Below are 19,808 nucleotides of genomic sequence, written 5' to 3'. Positions count from 1 at the left end.
CCTCCGTCAGGATGCCCTGCTCGGTCCGCAGTGTGCGGTCGTAGCAGCCCTCCGACCCGTCCAGCCGGTAGCGCTCGCTCGACGTGCCGACGGCATGGCGCTGGTCACGCGGGACACCCAGCGTCCAGGTGGCGTCGCCGGTGTACGTGTCGTCGAGCCGCGACCAGGAGATGCGCTTGCCGGCGCGTACGACCGAGGTGTCGGCGCGGTCCCCGAGCGTGAGGACGGTGCGCAGCCGGTTGTCCGTGCCGATCGTGGTCTCGCCGTCCATGGTGTAGACGCGATGGATGTGCGCGACCCGCGCCGGGCCGCGGCCGTCCACGGTCACCGTCTCGTCGTCGTCCCAGCGTGACGTGAGCCCGTCGGTGTTCTCGTCCTCCGTCCAGTGGTGGACTGAGGTATTGGCGAGGGTGCGCGAGACGGTGGTCTCGACGCGCCCGTGCGAGGTGTTCACATGGCCGGCGACGGTGAGCCGGTGGCCACCCTTGGTGTCGAGCCGGTTCAGTGAACCGGGCGTGATCGTCGTCGAGTTGGAAAGATCACTCTGATCGTGCTTCGTGAGCGCCCCGGTGACGTGCTCGCTGCCCTCGTCCTGCCAGACGAGGACGTTCGTGGGCGTGCTCCAGCCGCTCTGCCCCTCGGGCAGGCCCGCGACCGACACCTCGACGCGGTGCTCGCGCCCGTCGTTGAGGATGCCGGCGAACGGCGTCAGGTCGTACTCGATCGGCTTCACGTCGAAGGCACGCGGCGCCGGAACGACGTACCACAGGAAGGGGTTGGACCAGCCGCCGGTCCACACGTTCGGGAACGGTGCTGCGATTCCCGCGAGTTGGCCGTCGACCTTGACCTGCACCTCGCGGTACGGACCCTTGTCCGCCTTGCACGAGTAGGACGCGGCGTCCGGCACGGTCAGGTACCAGTACTCCTCGCAGCCGCCGCCGGATCCGGTGGCGTACACCTCGGCGACGATACGCTCGGAGTTACGCGGCGTGGTCAGCGTGGCGCCCTTCAGCGGGACCACCTTGTCGGGCGTTTCGGCGGCCTTCGTACTGCCCTTCGCGGCATAGAAGGTCAGCGTGACCTTGACGTCGATGACGCCGGTGTATGTCTCGTCGACGACATTACCGATGAGCATTTCGACGGGCTGCTCGCGGCGCAGTGTGTCGCTGTAGTGGGTGACGTCCTTCTCCACCGACCAGGTGATCCCGTCGACGGAGGGCTCGGGCGTAGACGTACGGAACACCTCGACGCCGCCCATATGGAGGTAGCCGAGCCGGTCGTACTGACGGCCCTTCACCTTTCCGTCGAGGCGCAGCACCACCTTGCTCCAGCGGTCTCCGCACTCCTTGGGCGGGGCGTAACTTCCCCTGTACGGCGTGAAATCGCGGAACTGCGCCTCTGCGATGATGACTTCGCAGGATCGGGTGTCGGGCTTTTCGACGGCCGGCGCCGCGGTCAGCGGGTCGTGCCAGTCGGTGCCGAACTCCACGGGAACCGGCTCGGCCGCGGCCGCCGGGCCCGCGCCGAACGCCGATCCGGCGGCCAGCACCAGTCCGGCGAGCATGGACGTGATCTGTCGTTTCATGAGTCAGGAGTGAAGCGCGGGAAGAACAAGTGCGCCAGGGGCGAATGATCGATCTTGTCGTGATCTGTGCACTCGTGCGGAAAAATCGATTGTTGCGAACTCCGGCGGAACGCGAACCTTGCGCGGTTTCATCACTCGCCACCCCTCAAGCGCTCCATGGGACGTCAAGCAGATTTGCGACCTGCTGCTGCGCCCCGTCGGGGGCGGCGGGCCGACCGTGCGCAGCGCCCTCGGGCATGACGACCTCATCGTGATGGGCGGCTCCTGCCAGCGCACCTGGGAACGCGCGATCCCCAAGTCGGCGCGGGCTGCCGGGCCCAGGATCAGCCCCCAGTTCCGGCCGTACGGGGTGCGCTGAGCCGGCACCCGGCCCCCCCGCCCGCCGCCCCGACGACCCCGCCGGAGCAGACGTGACCTGGGTGAACACCAAGTCGCCGACCCCGAGCGCGAGTTCGGATCTGCATGTGCACCGGGCCCGGCCCGTGCCCGCGTCCTCCGCGCCCGCGGACCGTGAGGGGACACGGACTTGATCCCACCCCTTGTCCCGCAGCCCGTCGGCACCGAAGAATGCGCACGGCAACCATCGGCTACAGACGTCACACCCGGCGTCGGCAAGGGGGCTCCACCCAATGTCACCCGCAGCACCGATGACACGTACGACACGTCGCTCACCGAGGATCGGCAAGGCGCTCACCGGCGTGGCGTTCGCGCTCGCCCTGGTCGGCGCGGGCGCGGCACCAGCCGTCGCCGGGACCGCGGGCGGGGACGCCGGCACCCGCGCGAGACCGAACGACGCGCCCGTCACGTTCGCCGGCACCGTCGCGCTCAGCAACTGTTCCGGCTCCGTCGTGCGCACCCCGCAGTCACAGCCCGACGACCCCGCCCTCGTGCTCTCCAACGGGCACTGCATCGAGGGCGGCTTTCCAAAGGCCGGCCAGGTCATCGTGGACCGGCCGTCCACCCGCACGTTCAAGCTCCTCGACGAGGACGCCGGGGTGCTCGGCACGCTCCAGGCCGACCAGATCTCGTACGCGACGATGACCGACACCGACATCTCGCTGTACCGGACGACCACCACCTACGCCGAGATCGAGAGCAAGTACCACGTACGGCCGCTGCTGCTCGACCCGCGCCACCCGCGCAAGAACACCGAGATCACCGTGACGTCGGGGTACTGGAAGAAGCAGTACAAGTGCTCCGTCGACGGGTTCGTGGACCAGCTCAAGGAGTACTGGTGGACCTGGAAGGACTCGGTGCGCTACACGCCCGAGTGCCAGACCATCGGCGGCACCTCCGGCTCCCCGGTGATCGACGACCACACCGGACGCGTGATCGCCGTCAACAACACCCATAACGAGGACGGCGAGCAGTGCACGCTCAACAACCCCTGCGAGGTCGACCGCAAGGGGCTCATCACCGTCCGCCACGGCACGCGCTACGCGCAGGAGACCTACGGGATCGTGCCGTGCGTCGTCGACGGCAGCAAGCTCGACCTGGGCCGCAAGGGATGTGAACTCCCCGAGCCCCAGGCCTAGTACTGCAACCGCATCTGGGGTGACCATCAAGACTGACTGTCGTTGGTATGACTGTGTGCTGATGAGCTGACGGTCGAGCAGGTCGCGTCGTGGTCGGAGGGGATAGCCGGGCTGCTTGCCCGGTTCGCCCACCGCTTTGGCAGGTTCGAGCCACGCTTGCAGGCGCTGGACTACCTTCAGGGGCTGATCGCGCCGCTGGAGAAGAAGAACGGATGGACCCTGGCCGAGCAGGTCGGCCAGCTCCGCCCCGACGGTATCCAGCGTCTGCTCAACCTCTCCGACTGGGACGAGCACGCGGTCCGTGACGACATCCGGGACTTCGTCGTGGAGACCATCGGCAGCCCGGACGGAGTCCTGATCTGCGACGACACCGGCTTCCTGAAGAAAGGCACCAAGTCGGCCGGGGTGCAGCGGCAGTCCGGCACCGCAGGACGCACGGAGAACTGCCAGATCGGCACCTTCCTGGCCTACGCCTCGGCCCGGGGACGGGCGTTGATCGACCGCGAGCTGTACCTCCCGGCCTCCTGGACCGATGGCCGGGACCGCTGCCGGGGCCGCCGGCATCGCCGACGAGGTGCCCTTCGCCACCAAGAACGAACACTTCCGCCAGATGGTGCAACGCGTCATCGACGCCGGGGTGCCCTTCGCGTGGGTGACCGCGGACGAGGCATACGGGCAGGTCAAACACACCCGGTCCTGGCTGGAACAGCGCCGGATCACGCACGTGATGGCCACCAAGGTCAACGACACGGTGATCACCACGCGTTGGGGCAAGGAACGCGTCGACCACCTGATCGCCGCGCTGCCCCGGCAGCGCTGGAAGCGGCTCTCCGGCGGCCAGGGCGCGCACGGCGAGCGGATCTACGACTGGGCCCGCACAATGCGGGAGATCGTGAACGCGCTCCTCTACCAGAGCCGGACCGGCTGCCAGTGGGCCTACCTCCCGCACGACCTGCCGCCGAAGAGCGCGACGTACTACTACTTCGCCGCGTGGCGGGACGACGGGACCGACCAGGTCATCCATGAACTCCTGCGCTGCCAGGTCCGTGAGCGGGCCCGCCGATTAGAGGACCCGACTCTGGTGGTGCTGGACACGCAAGCGTCCTCACGGCGGCGACGCGCCGCCTCACTGCGCACCTGGTCGACCAGCTTGCGGGAGGCGACGGTCACCAGCCAGCCCCGCGGGCTGTCCGGCACCCCGGCCTCGGGCCACTGCAGGGCGGCGGCCAACAGCGCCTCCCGGACGGCGTCCTCGCACGCGCTGTTGATCGATCTGCCCATCCGGCAGTCGTTGCAGGGGTCGCAGCCGCGATCACCGCTCCGGCGCTTCGCCTGGTCCATGGCATCGCCGTCGTCAGCCTGGCTCGGCGTCAGGGTCCGACTTCAAAGATCATCGAATGGTGGTTCATGGTGGCTGTGATACGCCGCCATGAACTCACCGACCGGAAGTGGGAGTTCCTCACTCCGCTCATACCGCGAGCTGCGACGGGCCGGCCGCGTATGGCGAACCGGCAGGTCATCAGCGGCATGGTCTACAAGATCCGTACCGGGATTTCCTGGCGCAACCTGCCGGAACACCAGGGGTCGTGGAGACGGTGTACACCCGCTTCTGCCCCCACGCCCTGGACGGCGTGTTCACCCGAGCCCTCCGGCAGATCCAGTCCCGCGCGGACGCGGCCGGGGACATCGACTGGCTGGTTCCGAATCGACTCCGCCATCGTGCGGCGGCGTTTCCCGTCAATTTTCGATTTCTATCTGCGCAACCATGTGGACGGGTCATCGATGATGGCCCGGATGACCGAGCTCGCGGCCCCGAGCACGGAGGCGTCGGTGCCCGCGAGCGAGATCCTGACGCGGATCGGGGACCAGGATGAGGACGGCACCCGAAGATCGACCTCACGCTGCACCTCTGGCTGGATCCAGGGCCCCAGCGGTGCATAGATGCCGCCGAGCACGACGCAGCCGATGTCGAGGAGTTTGACGGCCCCGGCGATCGTGATGCCGAGGGCGCGGCCGGCCCGCCTGAGCGCCGCCAGGGTTTGCGAATGGCCCGCCTCGGCCGCCTGCACGATGCGGCCGACGGTAGACTGTCCCCCCATCGAGGTGGCGGCCCGCAGGGGGAGTCCGGCGGCCCGCAAGATGGCCTCTTGGCCGGCCACCTGTTCCAGACAGCCGTGGGCGCCGCACTGACATGGTGGTCCGTCCATCCCGACGGCCATGTGCCCGATCTCACCGCTCCAGCCGTGCTCGCCACGAAACAGCGCACCGCCCATGACGATGCCGGCGCCCACCCCGATCTCGCCCGAGACATGCAGAAAATCGGCGGTCGCGGCACCCCGGTCCATGCGCAGTTCGCCCAGCGCGGCGAAGTTCGCCTCGTTGTCGACCGTGATCGCAAGCCCGTCCAAAGCCCCGGTCCGGGCGAGCAGAGACGAGATGTGGACATCGCGCCAGCTGAGGTTGGGTGCCAGGCGCAGCAGCCCCTTGTCGACCAGTCCGGGAACGGCCACGCCCGCACCGGCCACGGTCAAGTCCAGCCTCTCGGCCGCAGTGATCGCGGTCGCGGCCATGTCGGCGACGGTGCTCAGCACCTCGCGCGGGGTCCGTCCCCGCTGGTCCTGCTGTACAACCTCCTGGTAACGGCTTCCTCCGGCGAGGTCGATGACGCACGCCGCAATGTAGTCGACGTTGATTTCCAGCCCGAGTCCGGCCGCTCGATCGTCGGCGAGTACCAATCCGGTCGCCGGGCGGCCCGTCGGCCTGGTTTTGCGTGGTTCCAATTCGCCGACCAGACCACCCTCGATCAGGACATCGACCAGAGCCGAGACGGTGGCCCTGGTCAGTCCGCTCGCCGCTGCCACGTCGGCACGCGACACCGGTTCCGCCGCGCCGGCGATCTGGTTGAGCACCAGCGACAGATTTCGCGTCCGCAGACTTTCTTGCCGAGCCGGACTGGCCATGCCTTCTCTGTTCCCGGGACCTGCCGAGTCTCCACCCTTCATAGGTGTTGACACTGCCACATTCCCACTCTAAGTTCAGCGACTAAACAAAGCTCATCCGACATGGATCTGACATGGATCTCACCCTGGGGAACCACATGACCGTGCCGCGATTGCGGGTGTAGGGCGTCAAGACGTTCCCCGGGGCCCGAGCGCTCGATGGCGTCGACCTGGAGATACTGCCCGGTGAGGTGCACGGGGAGCTCGGGCGGAACAGTGCCGGAAAGTCAATTCTGATCAAGGTTCTCGCTGGCGTGCACCAGGCGGACGGCGGTGAGTTCCGTGGCCGCGGCAATGCGCCGTGGCCCGATGGACCGTGGTCCGGCGATGTCGGACCGCAGTGGGAGGGGCCGTCCATGCACGTAAAGCTCCTGCGATTGCTCGCCCCGTTAACCGCGAGTGACTAGGAGCCATCCACTGAGGGTGTCCCTCAGTCCCGGCAAGAGACCCCCGTAGCGCATGACGAGGGGACCCCCGACCCCGTCCCGGCATCTGCGGCCGGACGACCCCAGAACGTGGGGCGGGGCGCTGACGCTGACAGCACCCCGGCGCACCCCAATCAGCAATCGGCCCGATGAGTCCGCACTCCCCCGAGCCCCAGAGGAACGGTTGTGGCCCACAGACTTCGAACCCTACGTCACATAGCCGCGACGATGGCCCTTGCCCTCGTCCTCCCCATCCTGTCGATGGTCGCCCCGGCGGCACTGGCATCGCCGGCGCACGCCGCTACTGCGGCACCTGCCTTCAAGGTGCTCGTCTTCTCCAAGACCACCGGATTCCGACACGACTCGATCCCTGACGGCGTCGCCGCCATCCAGAAGCTCGGCCAGGAACACGACTTCGCGGTCGACGCCACCGAGGACAGCGCGGCGTTCACCGACGAGAACCTGGCGCAATACCAGGCCGTCATCTTCATGTCCACGACCGGCGACCCGCTGGGCACGCAGGACCAAAAGGACGCCTTCCAGCGCTATATCCAGCACGGCGGCGGTTTCGCCGGCGTCCACGCCGCTTCCGACGGCGGTTACAGCTGGCCGTGGTACGGCAAGCTCGTCGGCGGGTACTTCAAGTCGCACCCGGCGATCCAGAACGCCACCGTCAAGGTCGAGGACCCGGCGCACCCGGCGACCGAGGGTCTGCCGACATCGTGGAAGCGCAACGACGAGTGGTATGACTACCAGGCCAACCCTCGTGGCACCGTGCACGTGTTGCAGTCGATGGATGAGAAGTCCTACAACGGCGGCACGATGGGCATCGACCACCCGACCACGTGGTGTCAGGACTACGACGGCGGCCGTTCGTGGTACACGGGGCTCGGTCACACCAAGGAGAGCTTCAGCGAGCCGGAGTTCCTGAAGATGCTCCTCGGCGGCATCAAGACCGCGGCGGGTGCGGTGAAGGCCGACTGCGCGGCGTCGCAGAGCGCCAGCTTCGAGAAGGTCACCCTCGACAACAAGACGTCGAATCCGATGATGCTGGACATTGCAAAGGACGGCCGGGTCTTTTACATCGACCGGCTGGGCGACGTCAAGGTCGTCAAGCCGACTGGCGGCACGGTGACGGCCGGTCACCTGAACGTGTTCACCGCCAACGAGAGCGGGCTGCTCGGGCTGGTGCTGGACCGTGACTTCGACTCCAACCACTGGGTGTACCTGTTCCACTCCCCGGTGGGCGAGACCGTGGACCGGCTGAGCCGGTTCACGGTCACGGGAGACACGCTCGACATGTCGAGCGAGAAGAAGGTGCTCGACGTGCCGGTGCAGCGGGCCGAGTGCTGTCACCACGGTGGCGGCATGCTGATGGATCGCAAGACCGGTGATCTGTGGCTGGCTGTGGGCGACAACACCAACCCGTTCGCCTCGGACTCCTACACCCCGATCGATGAGCAGCCGGGCCGTGAGGCGTGGGACGCGCAGCGCACCTCGGGCAACACCAACAGCCTGAGTGGCAAGCTGCTGCGGATCCACCCTGAAGCGGACGGCACCTACAGCGTGCCGGCGGGCAACCTGTTCGCTCCGGGGACGGCGAAGACGAAGCCTGAGATCTACAGCATGGGCTTCCGCAACCCCTTCCGGATCGGCCTCGACCCGAAGACCGGGAATCCGATGGTCGCTGACTACGGCCCTGACGCCGGGTCTCCGAGCGCCACGCGGGGTCCGGAGAACACGGTGGAGTGGAACCTGATCACCAAGCCGGGCAACTACGGCTGGCCCTACTGCACCGGTCCCAACAACCCGTACATCGAGTACGACTTCGCCACCAAGAAGTCCGGATCGGCGTTCAACTGTGCCGCCCCGGTGAACAAGTCCCCCAACAACACCGGGCTGACCAACCTGCCGCCGGCGATCCCGGCGACGGTCTGGTACCACTACAACACCGACCCGAACCAGTTCCCCGAACTGCAGGGCGGTGCGCCGATGGCGGGCCCGGTCTACCGGTATGACGCGGACTTGAAGTCGGACGTCAAGTGGCCGGCGTACTGGGACGGCAAGGCGATCTTCGGCGAGTGGAACACCAACAAGATGTTCTCGTTCCAGCTGAATGAGGACACCACCAAGCTCGTCAAGATCAACCAAATTCTCAAGTCCATGAGCTTCAAGCGGCCCATGGACATCAAGTTCGGCCCTGACGGTGCGCTGTACCTGATCGAGTGGGGGTCCGGGTTCGGCGGTGACAACGCCGACTCGGGTGTCTACCGGATCGAGTACGTCAAGGGCAACCGGCCGCCGGTCGCCCGCGCCTCGGCGGACAAGACCGACGGTCCGCTGCCGCTGGCCGTGAAGTTCTCCAGCGAGGGGACCAAGGACCCCGACGGCAAGGCGCTCACCTACGCCTGGGACTTCGGTGACGGCACGGACGGCACGACCGACGCCAACCCCATGCACACCTACACCAAGGCGGGCGAGTACAACGCGGTCCTGACCGTCACCAACGACGACGGCATGACCGCCAAGGCCAGTGTGACGATCACCGCGGGCAACACCCGGCCCACCGTGAAGGTGGACCTGCCGCCGAACGGCGGATTCTTCGACTTCGGCGACCAGGTGAAGTTCAAGGTCACCGTCACCGACCCCGAGGACGGCCAGATCGACTGCAACGAGGTCCAGATCCAGGCGATCCTCGGCCATGACGGTCACGGTCACCCCCTCGACCAACTCAAGGGTTGCGAGGGCATCGTGCAGACCAACGAGGGCGGGCACGGCGCCGACGAGAACCTCTTCTACGCGATCGAGGCCAGCTACACCGACCACGGCGCCGCCGGCGGGGCCAAGCCGCTGACCGGGCGGGGTCAGGTCATGTTGCAGCCCAAGCACAAGCAGGCCGAGCACTTCTCGGCGACCGGCCGGGTGAAGGACAGCAAGGCCACCACCCCCCATGGCATACAGATGGAGACCACCGGAGACCCGCTGGGCGGCGGCCGGAACATCGGGTACATCCGGGACGGCGACTGGTGGTCGTTCGACCCGGTGAACCTGACCAACATGGACGCGGTCCGGCTGCGGGTGGCCTCCAACAACTCCGGTGGGACTGTGCAGGTCCGGCAGGGTGACCCGGAGAACGGGAAGCTGCTCGGGACGGCCGATGTGCCGGGCACCGGCGGCTGGCAGAAGTACGTCGATGTCACGACGAAACTGACCAACGCGTCGACCGACAGCGGCCCGCTGTACTTCGTCGTGCGCAAGCCGGCGAGCGCGGGCGACGACGCCTTCTTGATCAATGCCAACTGGGTCGACTTCATCGGCAAAGGTGTCACCGACAGCCAGCGCCCGGTGGTGACCGCGTCGGCGAACCGGACCTCGGGCACCGCGCCGCTGAAGGTCGACTTCACGGCGTCGGCCACCGACCCCGACGACAACCTGCCGCTCACCTACAAGTGGGACTTCGGGGTGAAGGGAGCCCCGCAGTCGACAACCGCGAACGCGAGCTACACTTACGTCGCGCCGGGCACGTATACCGCCGCGGTCACCGTGACCAACACCAAGGGCGCGGCGACGACCAAGGAGATCTCAATCAAGGTGGACGCGTCGAACACGCTCTGCCTGACCGGACGTTCCGACGACTTCCTGGGCACTGAGCTCAACCATGACCGCTGGTCGGTCATCCGGGAGAACCAGGACCTCAAGGTCGCGGACGGCAAGCTCGTCATCCCGACGTCGAACACCGACATCTACGGATCCAACAGCGGCTCGCCGAACATCGTCGTGCAGCCGGCGCCGTCAGGCGCCTGGATGGCCACCACCAAGGTCACGCTCAATGCCCGCGACGCCTACCAGCAGGCGGGCCTGATCCTGTACGGCGACGACGACAACTACGCCAAGATGGTGCTGCAGGGCCGCGGCACCGACAACCACGCCAACCGTATCTTCCAGTTCATCCGCGAGGAGAACGGCGATCCCAAGGAGGTGACGGCCAGTAACACGGCCCAACTCGGGGACGCCTACCCCGACACCGTGTACGTACGGTTCATCAGCGACGGCACCAACCTCACCGCGCACTACTCGGCGGACGGCATCAACTTCACCGCGATGCCGGAGACCAAGCAGCTCGCCGGGATCAAGAACCCGAAGATCGGCCTGTTCGCCATCACCGGGACCGGCAACCGCCCGGTGATCGACGCCCACTTCGACTGGTTCCACATCACCCCCGACGACACGGCGACCAAGCCGGGTCCGAACGACGAGTTCGACGGCACCACTCTCCAACAGTGCCGCTGGGACTCGATCGTGCGCCACGACCCCTCGGCCGTGCGGGTGACCGGTGGCAACCTGGAGATCGACACCTCCAAGGGAGACATCTACGGCACCGACAACAGCAACCCGAAGAACTTCATCGTGCAGAAGGCGCCTGCCGGCGACTGGACGCTGGAGACCAAGGTTGACGGCAGCGCCTTCAACGAGCGGTACCAGCAGGCCGGCCTGATCGTCTACAAGGACGACGCCAACTACGTGAAGTTCGACTTCGTCACCGACAACCAGCCCGGGGAGGCCGTCGCCCGGCGGCTCGAGCTGCGCAGCGAGATCGGCGACGTGGTCCAGAACCCGCAGCCTGCGGTCAGCAACCTCACCAGCGGCGTGGCCTGGCTGCGACTGAAGAAGGAAGGCGACACCTTCCACGGCTACTACTCCGCCGACGGCAAGACATGGACCGAGATCGCGTCGAACGGCAACCCGACGCCGGTCAAGAACGACGTCGTCTCGGCGAACGCGAGAGTCGGACTCTACGCCTTCGGCGTCAACCAGACAGCGTCGAAGACGGCCAAGTTCGACTACTTCCACCTCACTCCGGCGGTCGAAGAAGACAAGACGCCGCCGGTGACGACCGCGAAGACCGACCCGGCACAGCCGGACAGCGGCTGGTTCACCGGTCCGGTCACAGCCACGCTGACCGCCGCCGACGAGGACAAGGGCAGCGGCGTCGACCGTACCGAGTACAAGCTGGACGGTGGCGACTGGACGTCCTACACCGGCCCGGTCATCGTCTACGGCGACGGCTCGCACACGCTGGCCTACCGCTCGGCCGACAAGGCCGGCAACGTCGAGGACGCCAAGACCCTCACGGTCAAGGTGGACGCGACGGCGCCGATGACCACCGCGAAGTTCGCCTCGGCGAACGACGACGGGTGGCACAACAGCGCGGTGCCGGTGACGCTGACCGCGACGGACGCGACGTCCGGCGTGGCCAAGACCGAGTTCTCCACGGACGGCGGCCCTTGGACGCCGTACACCGCGACGGTCACGATCACGGGCGAGGGGCAGCACGAGCTGCGCTACCGCTCGACCGACAAGGCCGGGAATGTGGAGGACATCAAGGCCGTCACGGCCAAGATCGACACGAAGGCACCGACCGTGTTTGTCTCCGGCGTGGCAGCCGACGAGAAGTACGGCGACAGCCAGGACCTGGCCATCAGCTGGCAGGCCGTCGACTCCGGGTCCGGGATCGCGTCGGTGAGCGGCACGCTCGACGGCAAGCCGTTCACCTCAGGCACGGTCCTGGCCTTGCACGAGCTCGGCCTGGGCAAGCACACGCTCAGCGTCACCGCCGTCAACAAGGCCGGCAACCGGACCGAGCAGACCGTGAAGTTCACCGTCGTCACCTCGACGGCCGACATCGCGACCCTGATCGACCGCTTCGAAAGCACCGGAAAGCTCACCCCGCTGGGCGCCCACAAGCTCCACGGCAGGCTCGACGGCGCGATCGACGCCGAGAACAAGGACAAGTCCAACGACAAGACCATCGATGAGCTGGAGAAGTTCAAGGCCTTCGTCAACGACGACAAGAACGTCTCCGACGACCAGGTCCGGGCCACGCTCCTCCGCGACGCCGACGCACTGATCATTCAGTACGGCGGCACGCCGAAGGGCTGACCACCGGCCACGACCCCGAAGAGGTGCCGGGCGACCGAAAGGAACCCCGGCACCCCGCTGAACCGACCAGGGTGCCCCGCGACAACTGCCGCGGGGCACCCGCCCCGTTCCGCTCTCATCAGTACACGCGTCCAACGTTCATCAGGAGGTGGGCATCATCAGCCGACGCAGGGAACCGACGGTGGTCCGGAATTCGACCCGAGGTCGGGTGCTCACACTCGCGGCCGCATTCACGCTCGGCGCGCTTCTCGTCGGCGGCCTGGTGTTCGCCGGAACCCGGGCGAGTTCGACCGAGCGGACGGCCGACCGGATTCGCGTCGAGGCCGCCCAGCGGGACAAGGAGCAGATCAAGGCCCTTACCGAGCTGGCCCGTACGACCTGCGACCGGCTCGTCCCTGTGCTCGACGGCCTGGACCGGGCCATGCCCGCTGACGGCAGCACCCGACCCGCTGCGGTGACCTCCGCCGACGTCGTGGGTTGGCGGCGTGCGGCCACCGCAGCCGTCGAGGCCTTCGCCGATCCACCCTCCGGCGAGACCGCTACCAACGTGGCAAGGTCGAGCCTTGCCTCCGCCGTACGCCAGATCACCACCACCGTCGACACATACGCGACCTCGCGGGCACTGACCGGTTCCACCCGCGAGACCGTGGTGGCCCTCGCCGTACGGCAGCGCGCCGACGCGATCTTCACCTGGTCGACCGGGGCGATCGTGTTCCTCGACACCGCTCGGTGGCGGGGGGCACGGTGACGGCTTGGCGAGCCGGGACACCAAGCACCGCAACTGCTCCGCTGTCAACCCCCGAAGGACTTCCGGACCGGACCACTAAGCCTTGATTGGTGCGGCCGTCCTGGCGGCCTGCTCGATCTTCGCGCAGTAGGCTGCACGGGCTTCCTCGTCGATCTGCTTCTCGTGTTCGGCGCGCAACCCGGTCCGGCCGTCGAGGCCTTCGCGCAGGATATCGGCGTGCCCGGCATGCCGGATGGACTCGCCGAGGACATGGACCATGACGGCGAACAGGTTCGTGTCGGCATAAGGCTCCGGCCACCACGGCACGTGGCCGGGGGCGTCGAGGGGAAGCTCGTTGATCGTCGCGTCCGAGTGTTCCCACGTGCGCCGGTAGAACCCGATGATCTGATCGCGGGTCTCGTCCTCGGTCGCCCACAGATCGCTGCCGTTGGAGTCCTGCCACCGGGGCAGCGGTTCCGGGGAAGGGCGGTCGAAGACCTCGCCGAAGTACCTGGCCTCGACGGTGGCCACGTGTTTGACCAGGCCGAGGAGGTTGGTCCCGGTCGCTGTCAAAGGTCGGCGGGGGTCGTATTCGGACAAGCCGTCGAGTTTCCAGAGCAGCGCCTTGCGGTCCCGCCGCAGTCTCCCGTGCAGGTTGTCTTTCGCGAATTCATCGATCATGCGGCATGAGCCTGCCATGGGCTGCTCGTGGTCTCAAGATCCCGTACATGGTCCGCAACGACTGGCAGAGTCGAGGCCTAGCCATGGCCGCCGTTGTTCACGCTCACGGACAGCACTGCCTCGGGGCCAAGAGCGGCGCCGTCGCCGGCCTCTGGCGGCCGCGAGGGCGTAGGGCCGAACGGGGCGCTGGACGATGCGGGCCGGGAGAAGGAGGCCGAGATCGTCCTGCGCAAGATCATCGATGCCACCGACCACTCCGGTCATCGCAGCACCCTCGTGCGGCTCCTGGCGCGAAAAGGCCGGATCGACGAGGCAGTCGAGGTTGGCCGGCCCACGTTCGAGTACTACGACTGCGGCAACCACCTCGACTGGGCCATAGACCTGCTGGTCGAGGACGGATGGCCCGAACACGCTCTTGCGCTGCTGGATGAGTGCAGCGCGGAGTACGTCAAAGAGCACCTCCATTCGGTCCGGTCGACGCGGCTGATGTTGCTGGCGAAGGTTGGGCGCCATCAAGAGGCCATCGCGGAGGCCGCAGCTGTGCCGCCGGAGGAGTACAACAGGGATGTGATGCTCGCATCGCTGCTGGAAGAGGCCGGCCGCGTGGACGAGGCGCTCGCTGTACTTCGCTCGTCTGCCGCGTCCGATGGGCGCTGCGCGCTGGCAGAGTTCCTGATCAGGCAAGGCCGGCCCACCGAGGCCATCGCGTCCCTCCCCTCGGTATCCGCTCAACGCGAAGCGCGGGAGGCTCGGAGCCGATGCACCGAACCCGAAGACCCATTCGGCTGACGGCCGGCTCGCAACGTGACCGCGGTGAAGGTAATCCTGAGCTGAGCATCGGAGTTGGCACCTGAGCACTTCGGTTGGTCCATGCTGCCTCGGCCAGCATCGACGTGCCAGCACCGCTGCACGTCGGCACCCGGGACACCGGTCCGTACGTCCCCGGCCCTAGATGATCGATTCCAAGGGGTTCAGTGGTCATAGGCGGTCAGTGCCCGCATGACTGGTTGGCCGGTGTGGTCGTTGTGCCAGATGGCGGCGGTGAGCGCGAGGACGCGTTGCAGGACGCGGACAGCCACTCCGCCTGGTGTGCGGCCGCGGTGTCGTTCGAGGTCGAGCTGCCCCTTGAAGGTTTCATTGATCGACTCGATCACCTGCCGTAGGGGCTTGAACAGGTTCGCGCCGACCCGCTCGGGCTCGCCCTTACGGGCCGGCCGCAGCAGCCGGACGTCCAGCGCGGCCAGTTGCTGCTCGAACTCGCGGCCGTAGTAGTTCTTGTCACCGATCAGCGTCTGGCCGGGGCGCTCGTCGATGAGCTGCGGTTCGACGGCGAGCAGGTCCAGCAGGGTCTCGCGCTCGTCAGCCTTGGCGCCGGTCAGGGCGAAGGCGACGGGCAGGCCGTGCAGGGTGCACACCAGGTGCAGCCGCAGTCCCCAAAAGAACCGGCTGTGGCTGGCGCAGTAGCCGTACTGGGCCCGTCCGGCCAGGTCGGAGCGCTTGACGGTCTCGCGGGACCGGCCGCACTCGACCGGCGTGGAGTCCACGACCCGCACGTCGTCGCTCCACAGCGTGGTGTCGACCGCCAAGGCACGAGTGACGCGCCGGATGAGCCCGGCCGCCTTGCGAAGGCGCTTGTTGTAGCCGGGCTGCTGGGGCAGATAGGGGCACAGGTGCCGCAGGTGGGCGCGGGCATGCCGCAGCCACCGGGCCTCGGAGGTATAGCCGAGCATGGCCTGCATCATCGCCAAGGTCACCAGCTCCGCGTCGCTCAGCTGCGGAGATATGCCCACTGCCGGGCGCCACGGCCCGAATTGCGGCGAATCCATCAGTAGGTCGTCGGTCATTACATAGAGTGCGGTCGCGAGGGAGTCCAACTCTGTCTTCACACAACGACGTTGGACTCCCATCTCCCATGCGCGCAGGCGATTTTCTGGAATGGATCAGCATGTGCGATCCATGGCTCCTGCGGGCTCAGGCGCCTACGGTCCCGTCGACACCCTCACGCAAAAAATCCGCGTGCCCGTTGTGGCGGCCGTACTCCAGAAGCACGTGCACCATCACCATCCGCAGCGATACATCCTCGCCCCATCTCGGCTGGTGCCCGGCCACATCCAGGGACTCAGCCTCTCGCTCGACGCGGCGCGAGTTCTCGACCTCGGCCTCCCAGGCTAGGAACGCCTCGTCCCTGGTTGACAGGCGCGCGTCGTATGCTGCCTGGAAGTCGATCTTGTCGGACCAGACCATGGGCGCATCGTTGTCCTCGAACACCCGGCGGAACCAAGCACGCTCCACCTCCGCCATGTGCCGCACCAGACCGAGCAGCGAAAGCGTCGACGGCGGCATCGACTGCCGCCGCAGCTCCTCGTCGGTAAGCCCTTCGCACTTCATGGCGAGGGTCGCACGGTGGTAGTCGAGGAAAGCCCGCAGCATGTCCCGTTCGCTGCCAAAACTGGGCGGCCCTATGCGATTGTCGCTGGTCACTGGCATTGCTCCTCGTCCGTGCCTGTATCCAGGCCAGTATCCGCTGCCGTCGGCTGCCCCCAGACAAGGGCAGTCCGCTGGCCCGGCTGTCACCCCAGGAGCCGACAGTCACAGGAACGGCAGAGCTCATCAGTCACCCGCAACACAGCTACCCCTTGGAATCGATCATCTAGCCGCCGAGGCGGAGCTGGCCGCCGAGGCGAAGCTGGCCGCCGAGACGGAGCGCGCCGAACTCACCGACCGGTGGGGCCTGGACCGCTGGAACAGCCGCGGCCCTGAGCAGGAGCAGCCGCGCCGCTGGTCGGCCCGGCAGCCCGAGCACGTCCACCTGGCGGAGGTGGAGGAACGCCGGTACCTGGACATGCCCGTGGCCCGTTCCGAGGCTGAGCAGACGTACCGCGCGGCCCTGGCCCGTGCCCGTGCGGAGAAGCGCGCCCGCCGCCGCAGCTGAGTCCCCGCGGCGCAGTAGCAGCGTGGCCACCGCGTCGGGAGCATGCGGGACGCCCCGCCCTCCGCTGTGGACGAGCGGGGGATGGGGCGTCGGCAGGACGGGGGCCAGCGGCCGTGGCGGCCCCACGAATCGGTGTCGATGACGCGGCTGCGGTCGTTGCGCAGGTTCGCGGTGTCGGAGCGGTTGTCCCTGACGTAGTCGCGGCGGTCCTGGTAGAGATCGGTGCGGGTATCGCGGTCCTCATTAGCCGTGGTCTCCGGTACACCCGGCCGTGGCAGGGGTCAGCTGCACAAGACCCTGGCCTCGATATAGCCCCTCTGCTGGCTCGCCCACCAGCCGTTGCCGTTCTTCGTGGGCGCGCTGATCTTGACGGCGTCCATGTTGTGGCCGCCGATGCTGCTCTGAGACCAGCCGTGGGAGACGTAGCCGCCGCCGATGGCTTTGGTGCCCGTGGGACAGTGGGCCTCGGAGTCGCCGCCTGCTTCACTCCGCGGACCGACCGCCACCCGCGGTGCCTGGTCCTCAGGGACGCACACGGCACGGGCGCGAACCTTTCCAAGCATCTGTGCGGCGGCCCACCCCCTGCCGTCGCCCATGGGGGCGTTGATGATCACAGCGTCCGTATCACCCCACGTCACGGAGCGGTAGCCGCCGTTGAGCACCCGCATCCCTTCGGGGCACACCGCCACGGAGGGATGCTTCTCGCCGGCCTCCGGGCCCTCGACGACCTTGACCCCTGTCACCGGCGCCTTCGCTGTGGTTTGGGCCTCAGCGAGGCTCACGCTTCCGATGACGGCCGTTGCGCCGATAGCCACTGCGGCGGCATAAGCCCCTGCACGTCGCTTCCTGTTCTGGAACACACATCCTCCGCTTCTGTTCGGTGCAGTCGTGGAAACGACTGCACCAAGCAGCACGTATCGCACAATGTGGTCAAACCACTCCTTGAGGTGAATCCGCCGGTTCCTCGTCGACCTGAGCGACGAGCAGCCGACAACGGGACCAAGAGCCGGGCGGCCGTCGATGCGGCTGCATGAGTCGGGCCCAATCGAGACGGCCGTTCGAGCACCAAGTCCCCAGAGCATTACGACAAAAGCTACTTACGCGTCGGGGTGCTCCGGCAGGGCGAGCCAGTCCGACCAGGAGATCTCGCGGCCGAGGAAGCGCGGCTGCTCGAACGGCCAGTCGACGGCGATCCACTGCGGCACCAGCTCGTCGAGGGCCTGCTCGACCTTGCTGCCCACCAGCTCGTCCACCACCCACCAGGAGATCTCGCCGTCCGCGCCGGCCCTCTCCGGTGGGTCGATGTAGACGCAGCCGAGCAGAGCTGTCTCCGCCGCGTCGAACAGCGCGTAGTTGAAAGACTGGTGTGCGGCGATCTCGTTCTCGTGCCGCAACAGGTCGGCCTGGTCGGCCTCGTAGGTCATGGTGGCCGCGGGCCAGCCCCAGGCAGGGCCGAAGATGGTCCACAGCCGCTCGCGCGAACCCATCACAGCCGGATAGTCGAGCGGGGTGTCCGCCTCCCGGATCGGCCGCAGGTGATGACCACTGCCCGGCAGAGGTACCAGGACCGGATGGACGAAGTCATCGGGGAGCCAGCTCATAGCGCCCGACCGTAGCAGCGCGCGGCCGTCCGCTCCCCTGGATTTTCCCCGTATACCGCCAGGCCCTGCTCTCATACCGGGCAGTGCCCGCGATCACCCGATCGAGACTCCCGTTCGCGCGTCTTCGAGGAGTACGGCGGCACCTCCAGCCGCCTCCACCCCCTCCAGCGCCCGAAGTTCCGCGAACTGCTCACCTACGCGCGGCCGGGCGACACCGTGCACATCTCCGAGATGTTCCGCCTCGTGCGCGGCACCGGACACATCCTCGACGTGCTCGACGTCCTCCATCGCGACCAGGTCGCGCTGCGCATCCACGACGGCGCGTTCTCCGCGATGGACCTCACCGCCCGCCACCCGCGCACCGGCGAGCTGCTGTCCACGGTGAAGTTCATGGTGCAGACCCTCGCCGCCGGCGAACTCCAGCGTGACCTCCAGCGGGAACTGACCTACGACGGGCTGCGGGCCGCCGAGGCCAAGGGCAGCAAGGCCGGACGGCGCCCCGCCGTGGCGGCCGACCAGACCGACACCGTGCGGACCGCGTATCTGGAGGGCCGCTCCATTGCCGCCCTCGCCCGCGACCACGGCGTCAGCCGCGGCGCGATCCGCACGGCCGTCGCCGACCTCCTGCCCGACCACACCGCCACCGAGGAGGACGCCCCAGCCCCGGAACTGCCCGTCACCCTCGACATGCCGCGCAAGGTAGCCCACTTCCTCCGCACCACCGAGCTGGGGCCCGCCGAGCGCGCCGCGCTCGACCAGGGCGTGGCCGTACGGCGCGGCCAGGGCTACACCCTGCGCGTCAGCACCGTGCCCGCCGTGCACCGCGGGCTCCTCGCCCGCTGCCAGCCGCTCGACGGCGCCGAGGGCGTCCCGGCGGTTCCGGCCCAGCGCAAGGCCCGCCGGGAGTACGCGAGCCGCGTCAGCACCCTCACGCCCTGACCATGATCGTTCTCAGCGCCAACCGCTGTACCGATGTTCCCCGAGGCCGTTGACCTCCGCGAGTTCGCGGAAACTGAAGGTTCTTCACTACGAACCTGAGGGTGCGGCGCCCTGATTTTGGGGGATGGACCCGTGGGTTCGGGGTCAACTCGCGGGGTCGGTCTCGGCTGCCTGTTCCAGCAGGGCCCGTGCGGAGTCTGCGTAGCGCATGGCGGTCTTCTCGTGGAGGCCGAACACCTCAGCGAGGTGGAGGGGGTCAGGTCCTTGAACCATGGCCTCTTCGAGCTGTCGGTCGACGCGGAGCTTCTCCAAGGTCGCCTTCTGGCCGCGCATCGGCGCGCTGATCCAGTGATTGCTCACTCGGCTGGTTCCCATCGCCGTCTTGCTGTTGACCAGCAGGTGCGGGTTGGCCGTGCTCGGCCACCGCTTCCGGCGGTGGCCGAG

At 67.7% G+C, this 19,808-nt stretch carries 12 protein-coding genes and 9 pseudogenes; 10 read left to right on the top strand and 11 right to left on the bottom strand.

Annotated elements, in window-relative coordinates; translation table 11 throughout:
* The coding region (locus tag AB0915_RS31970; protein ID WP_366694397.1) for a peptide-N4-asparagine amidase at positions 1–1,585 on the bottom strand (1,585 nt) is incomplete at its 3' end.
* A gap of 178 nt (positions 1,586–1,763) precedes the next feature.
* Here AB0915_RS31970 and AB0915_RS31965 point away from each other — a divergent pair.
* From AB0915_RS31965 to AB0915_RS31950, 4 genes and pseudogenes are all read left to right on the top strand, one after another.
* A pseudogene (locus tag AB0915_RS31965) lies at positions 1,764–1,943 on the top strand (alpha-ketoglutarate-dependent dioxygenase AlkB); the annotation flags it as partial.
* A 289-nt stretch (positions 1,944–2,232) separates the two neighbouring features.
* Positions 2,233–3,120: a serine protease gene (locus tag AB0915_RS31960; protein ID WP_366694396.1), complete on the top strand. Its 888-nt coding sequence runs from the start codon at positions 2,233–2,235 to the stop codon at positions 3,118–3,120.
* A 102-nt stretch (positions 3,121–3,222) separates the two neighbouring features.
* Positions 3,223–3,997, top strand: a pseudogene (locus AB0915_RS31955) (IS701 family transposase); the annotation flags it as partial.
* A pseudogene (locus tag AB0915_RS31950) lies at positions 3,998–4,126 on the top strand (transposase); the annotation flags it as partial. It lies immediately after the preceding pseudogene.
* A 92-nt stretch (positions 4,127–4,218) separates the two neighbouring features.
* On the opposite strand, the pseudogene AB0915_RS31945 reads toward AB0915_RS31950, so the two are convergent.
* Positions 4,219–4,380: pseudogene (locus tag AB0915_RS31945) on the bottom strand (sigma factor); the annotation flags it as partial.
* Between the two features lie 147 nt (positions 4,381–4,527).
* On the opposite strand from AB0915_RS31945, the pseudogene AB0915_RS31940 reads away from it, so the two are divergent.
* Positions 4,528–4,707, top strand: a pseudogene (locus tag AB0915_RS31940) (transposase); the annotation flags it as partial.
* 164 nt (positions 4,708–4,871) lie between these two features.
* On the opposite strand, the gene AB0915_RS31935 reads toward AB0915_RS31940, so the two are convergent.
* On the bottom strand, positions 4,872–6,029 hold the full coding sequence (locus tag AB0915_RS31935; protein WP_366694395.1) for an ROK family transcriptional regulator: 1,158 nt from the start codon (positions 6,027–6,029) through the stop codon (positions 4,872–4,874).
* A gap of 209 nt (positions 6,030–6,238) precedes the next feature.
* Between AB0915_RS31935 and AB0915_RS31930 the strand changes: the two are divergent.
* The 3 genes and pseudogenes from AB0915_RS31930 to AB0915_RS31920 form a co-directional block, all read left to right on the top strand.
* Positions 6,239–6,412: pseudogene (locus AB0915_RS31930) on the top strand (ATP-binding cassette domain-containing protein); the annotation flags it as partial.
* 360 nt (positions 6,413–6,772) lie between these two features.
* Positions 6,773–12,484, top strand: a complete 5,712-nt coding sequence (locus AB0915_RS31925) for a ThuA domain-containing protein (RefSeq protein WP_366694394.1) — start codon at positions 6,773–6,775, stop codon at positions 12,482–12,484.
* Positions 12,485–12,692: 208 nt separating this feature from the next.
* A complete protein-coding gene (locus tag AB0915_RS31920; RefSeq protein ID WP_366694393.1) occupies positions 12,693–13,232 on the top strand; it encodes a hypothetical protein in 540 nt (179 codons plus the stop codon).
* Between the two features lie 75 nt (positions 13,233–13,307).
* Here the strand turns inward: AB0915_RS31920 and AB0915_RS31915 are convergent, their stop codons facing one another.
* On the bottom strand, positions 13,308–13,892 hold the full coding sequence (locus AB0915_RS31915; RefSeq protein WP_366694392.1) for a DinB family protein: 585 nt from the start codon (positions 13,890–13,892) through the stop codon (positions 13,308–13,310).
* 93 nt (positions 13,893–13,985) lie between these two features.
* Here AB0915_RS31915 and AB0915_RS31910 point away from each other — a divergent pair, with 93 nt between their 5' ends.
* A complete protein-coding gene (locus AB0915_RS31910) occupies positions 13,986–14,681 on the top strand; it encodes a tetratricopeptide repeat protein (protein ID WP_366694391.1) in 696 nt (231 codons plus the stop codon).
* 182 nt (positions 14,682–14,863) lie between these two features.
* Here the strand turns inward: AB0915_RS31910 and AB0915_RS31905 are convergent, their stop codons facing one another.
* From AB0915_RS31905 to AB0915_RS31880, 6 genes and pseudogenes are all read right to left on the bottom strand, one after another.
* A complete protein-coding gene (locus AB0915_RS31905) occupies positions 14,864–15,778 on the bottom strand; it encodes an IS982 family transposase (protein ID WP_366694390.1) in 915 nt (304 codons plus the stop codon).
* 85 nt (positions 15,779–15,863) lie between these two features.
* Positions 15,864–16,373: a DinB family protein gene (locus AB0915_RS31900; RefSeq protein WP_366694389.1), complete on the bottom strand. Its 510-nt coding sequence runs from the start codon at positions 16,371–16,373 to the stop codon at positions 15,864–15,866.
* A 169-nt stretch (positions 16,374–16,542) separates the two neighbouring features.
* Entirely contained in the window at positions 16,543–16,854 is a 312-nt protein-coding gene (locus AB0915_RS31895) for a hypothetical protein (protein ID WP_366694388.1), read from the bottom strand.
* Between the two features lie 83 nt (positions 16,855–16,937).
* Positions 16,938–17,060: pseudogene (locus AB0915_RS31890) on the bottom strand (lamin tail domain-containing protein); the annotation flags it as partial.
* A 45-nt stretch (positions 17,061–17,105) separates the two neighbouring features.
* Entirely contained in the window at positions 17,106–17,684 is a 579-nt protein-coding gene (locus AB0915_RS31885) for a hypothetical protein (protein WP_366694387.1), read from the bottom strand.
* A gap of 237 nt (positions 17,685–17,921) precedes the next feature.
* On the bottom strand, positions 17,922–18,425 hold the full coding sequence (locus AB0915_RS31880) for an N-acetyltransferase (RefSeq protein WP_366694386.1): 504 nt from the start codon (positions 18,423–18,425) through the stop codon (positions 17,922–17,924).
* Positions 18,426–18,605: 180 nt separating this feature from the next.
* Between AB0915_RS31880 and AB0915_RS31875 the strand changes: the two are divergent.
* A pseudogene (locus AB0915_RS31875) lies at positions 18,606–19,364 on the top strand (recombinase family protein); the annotation flags it as partial.
* A 144-nt stretch (positions 19,365–19,508) separates the two neighbouring features.
* On the opposite strand, the pseudogene AB0915_RS31870 reads toward AB0915_RS31875, so the two are convergent.
* A pseudogene (locus tag AB0915_RS31870) lies at positions 19,509–19,808 on the bottom strand (hypothetical protein); the annotation flags it as partial.

Source organism: Streptomyces sp. NPDC048411 (assembly GCF_040704695.1).
In the GTDB taxonomy this organism is placed as follows: domain Bacteria; phylum Actinomycetota; class Actinomycetes; order Streptomycetales; family Streptomycetaceae; genus Streptomyces.
Note: the sequence above shows the minus strand (reverse complement) of the source record. Positions and strands in the feature narration are given on the sequence as shown.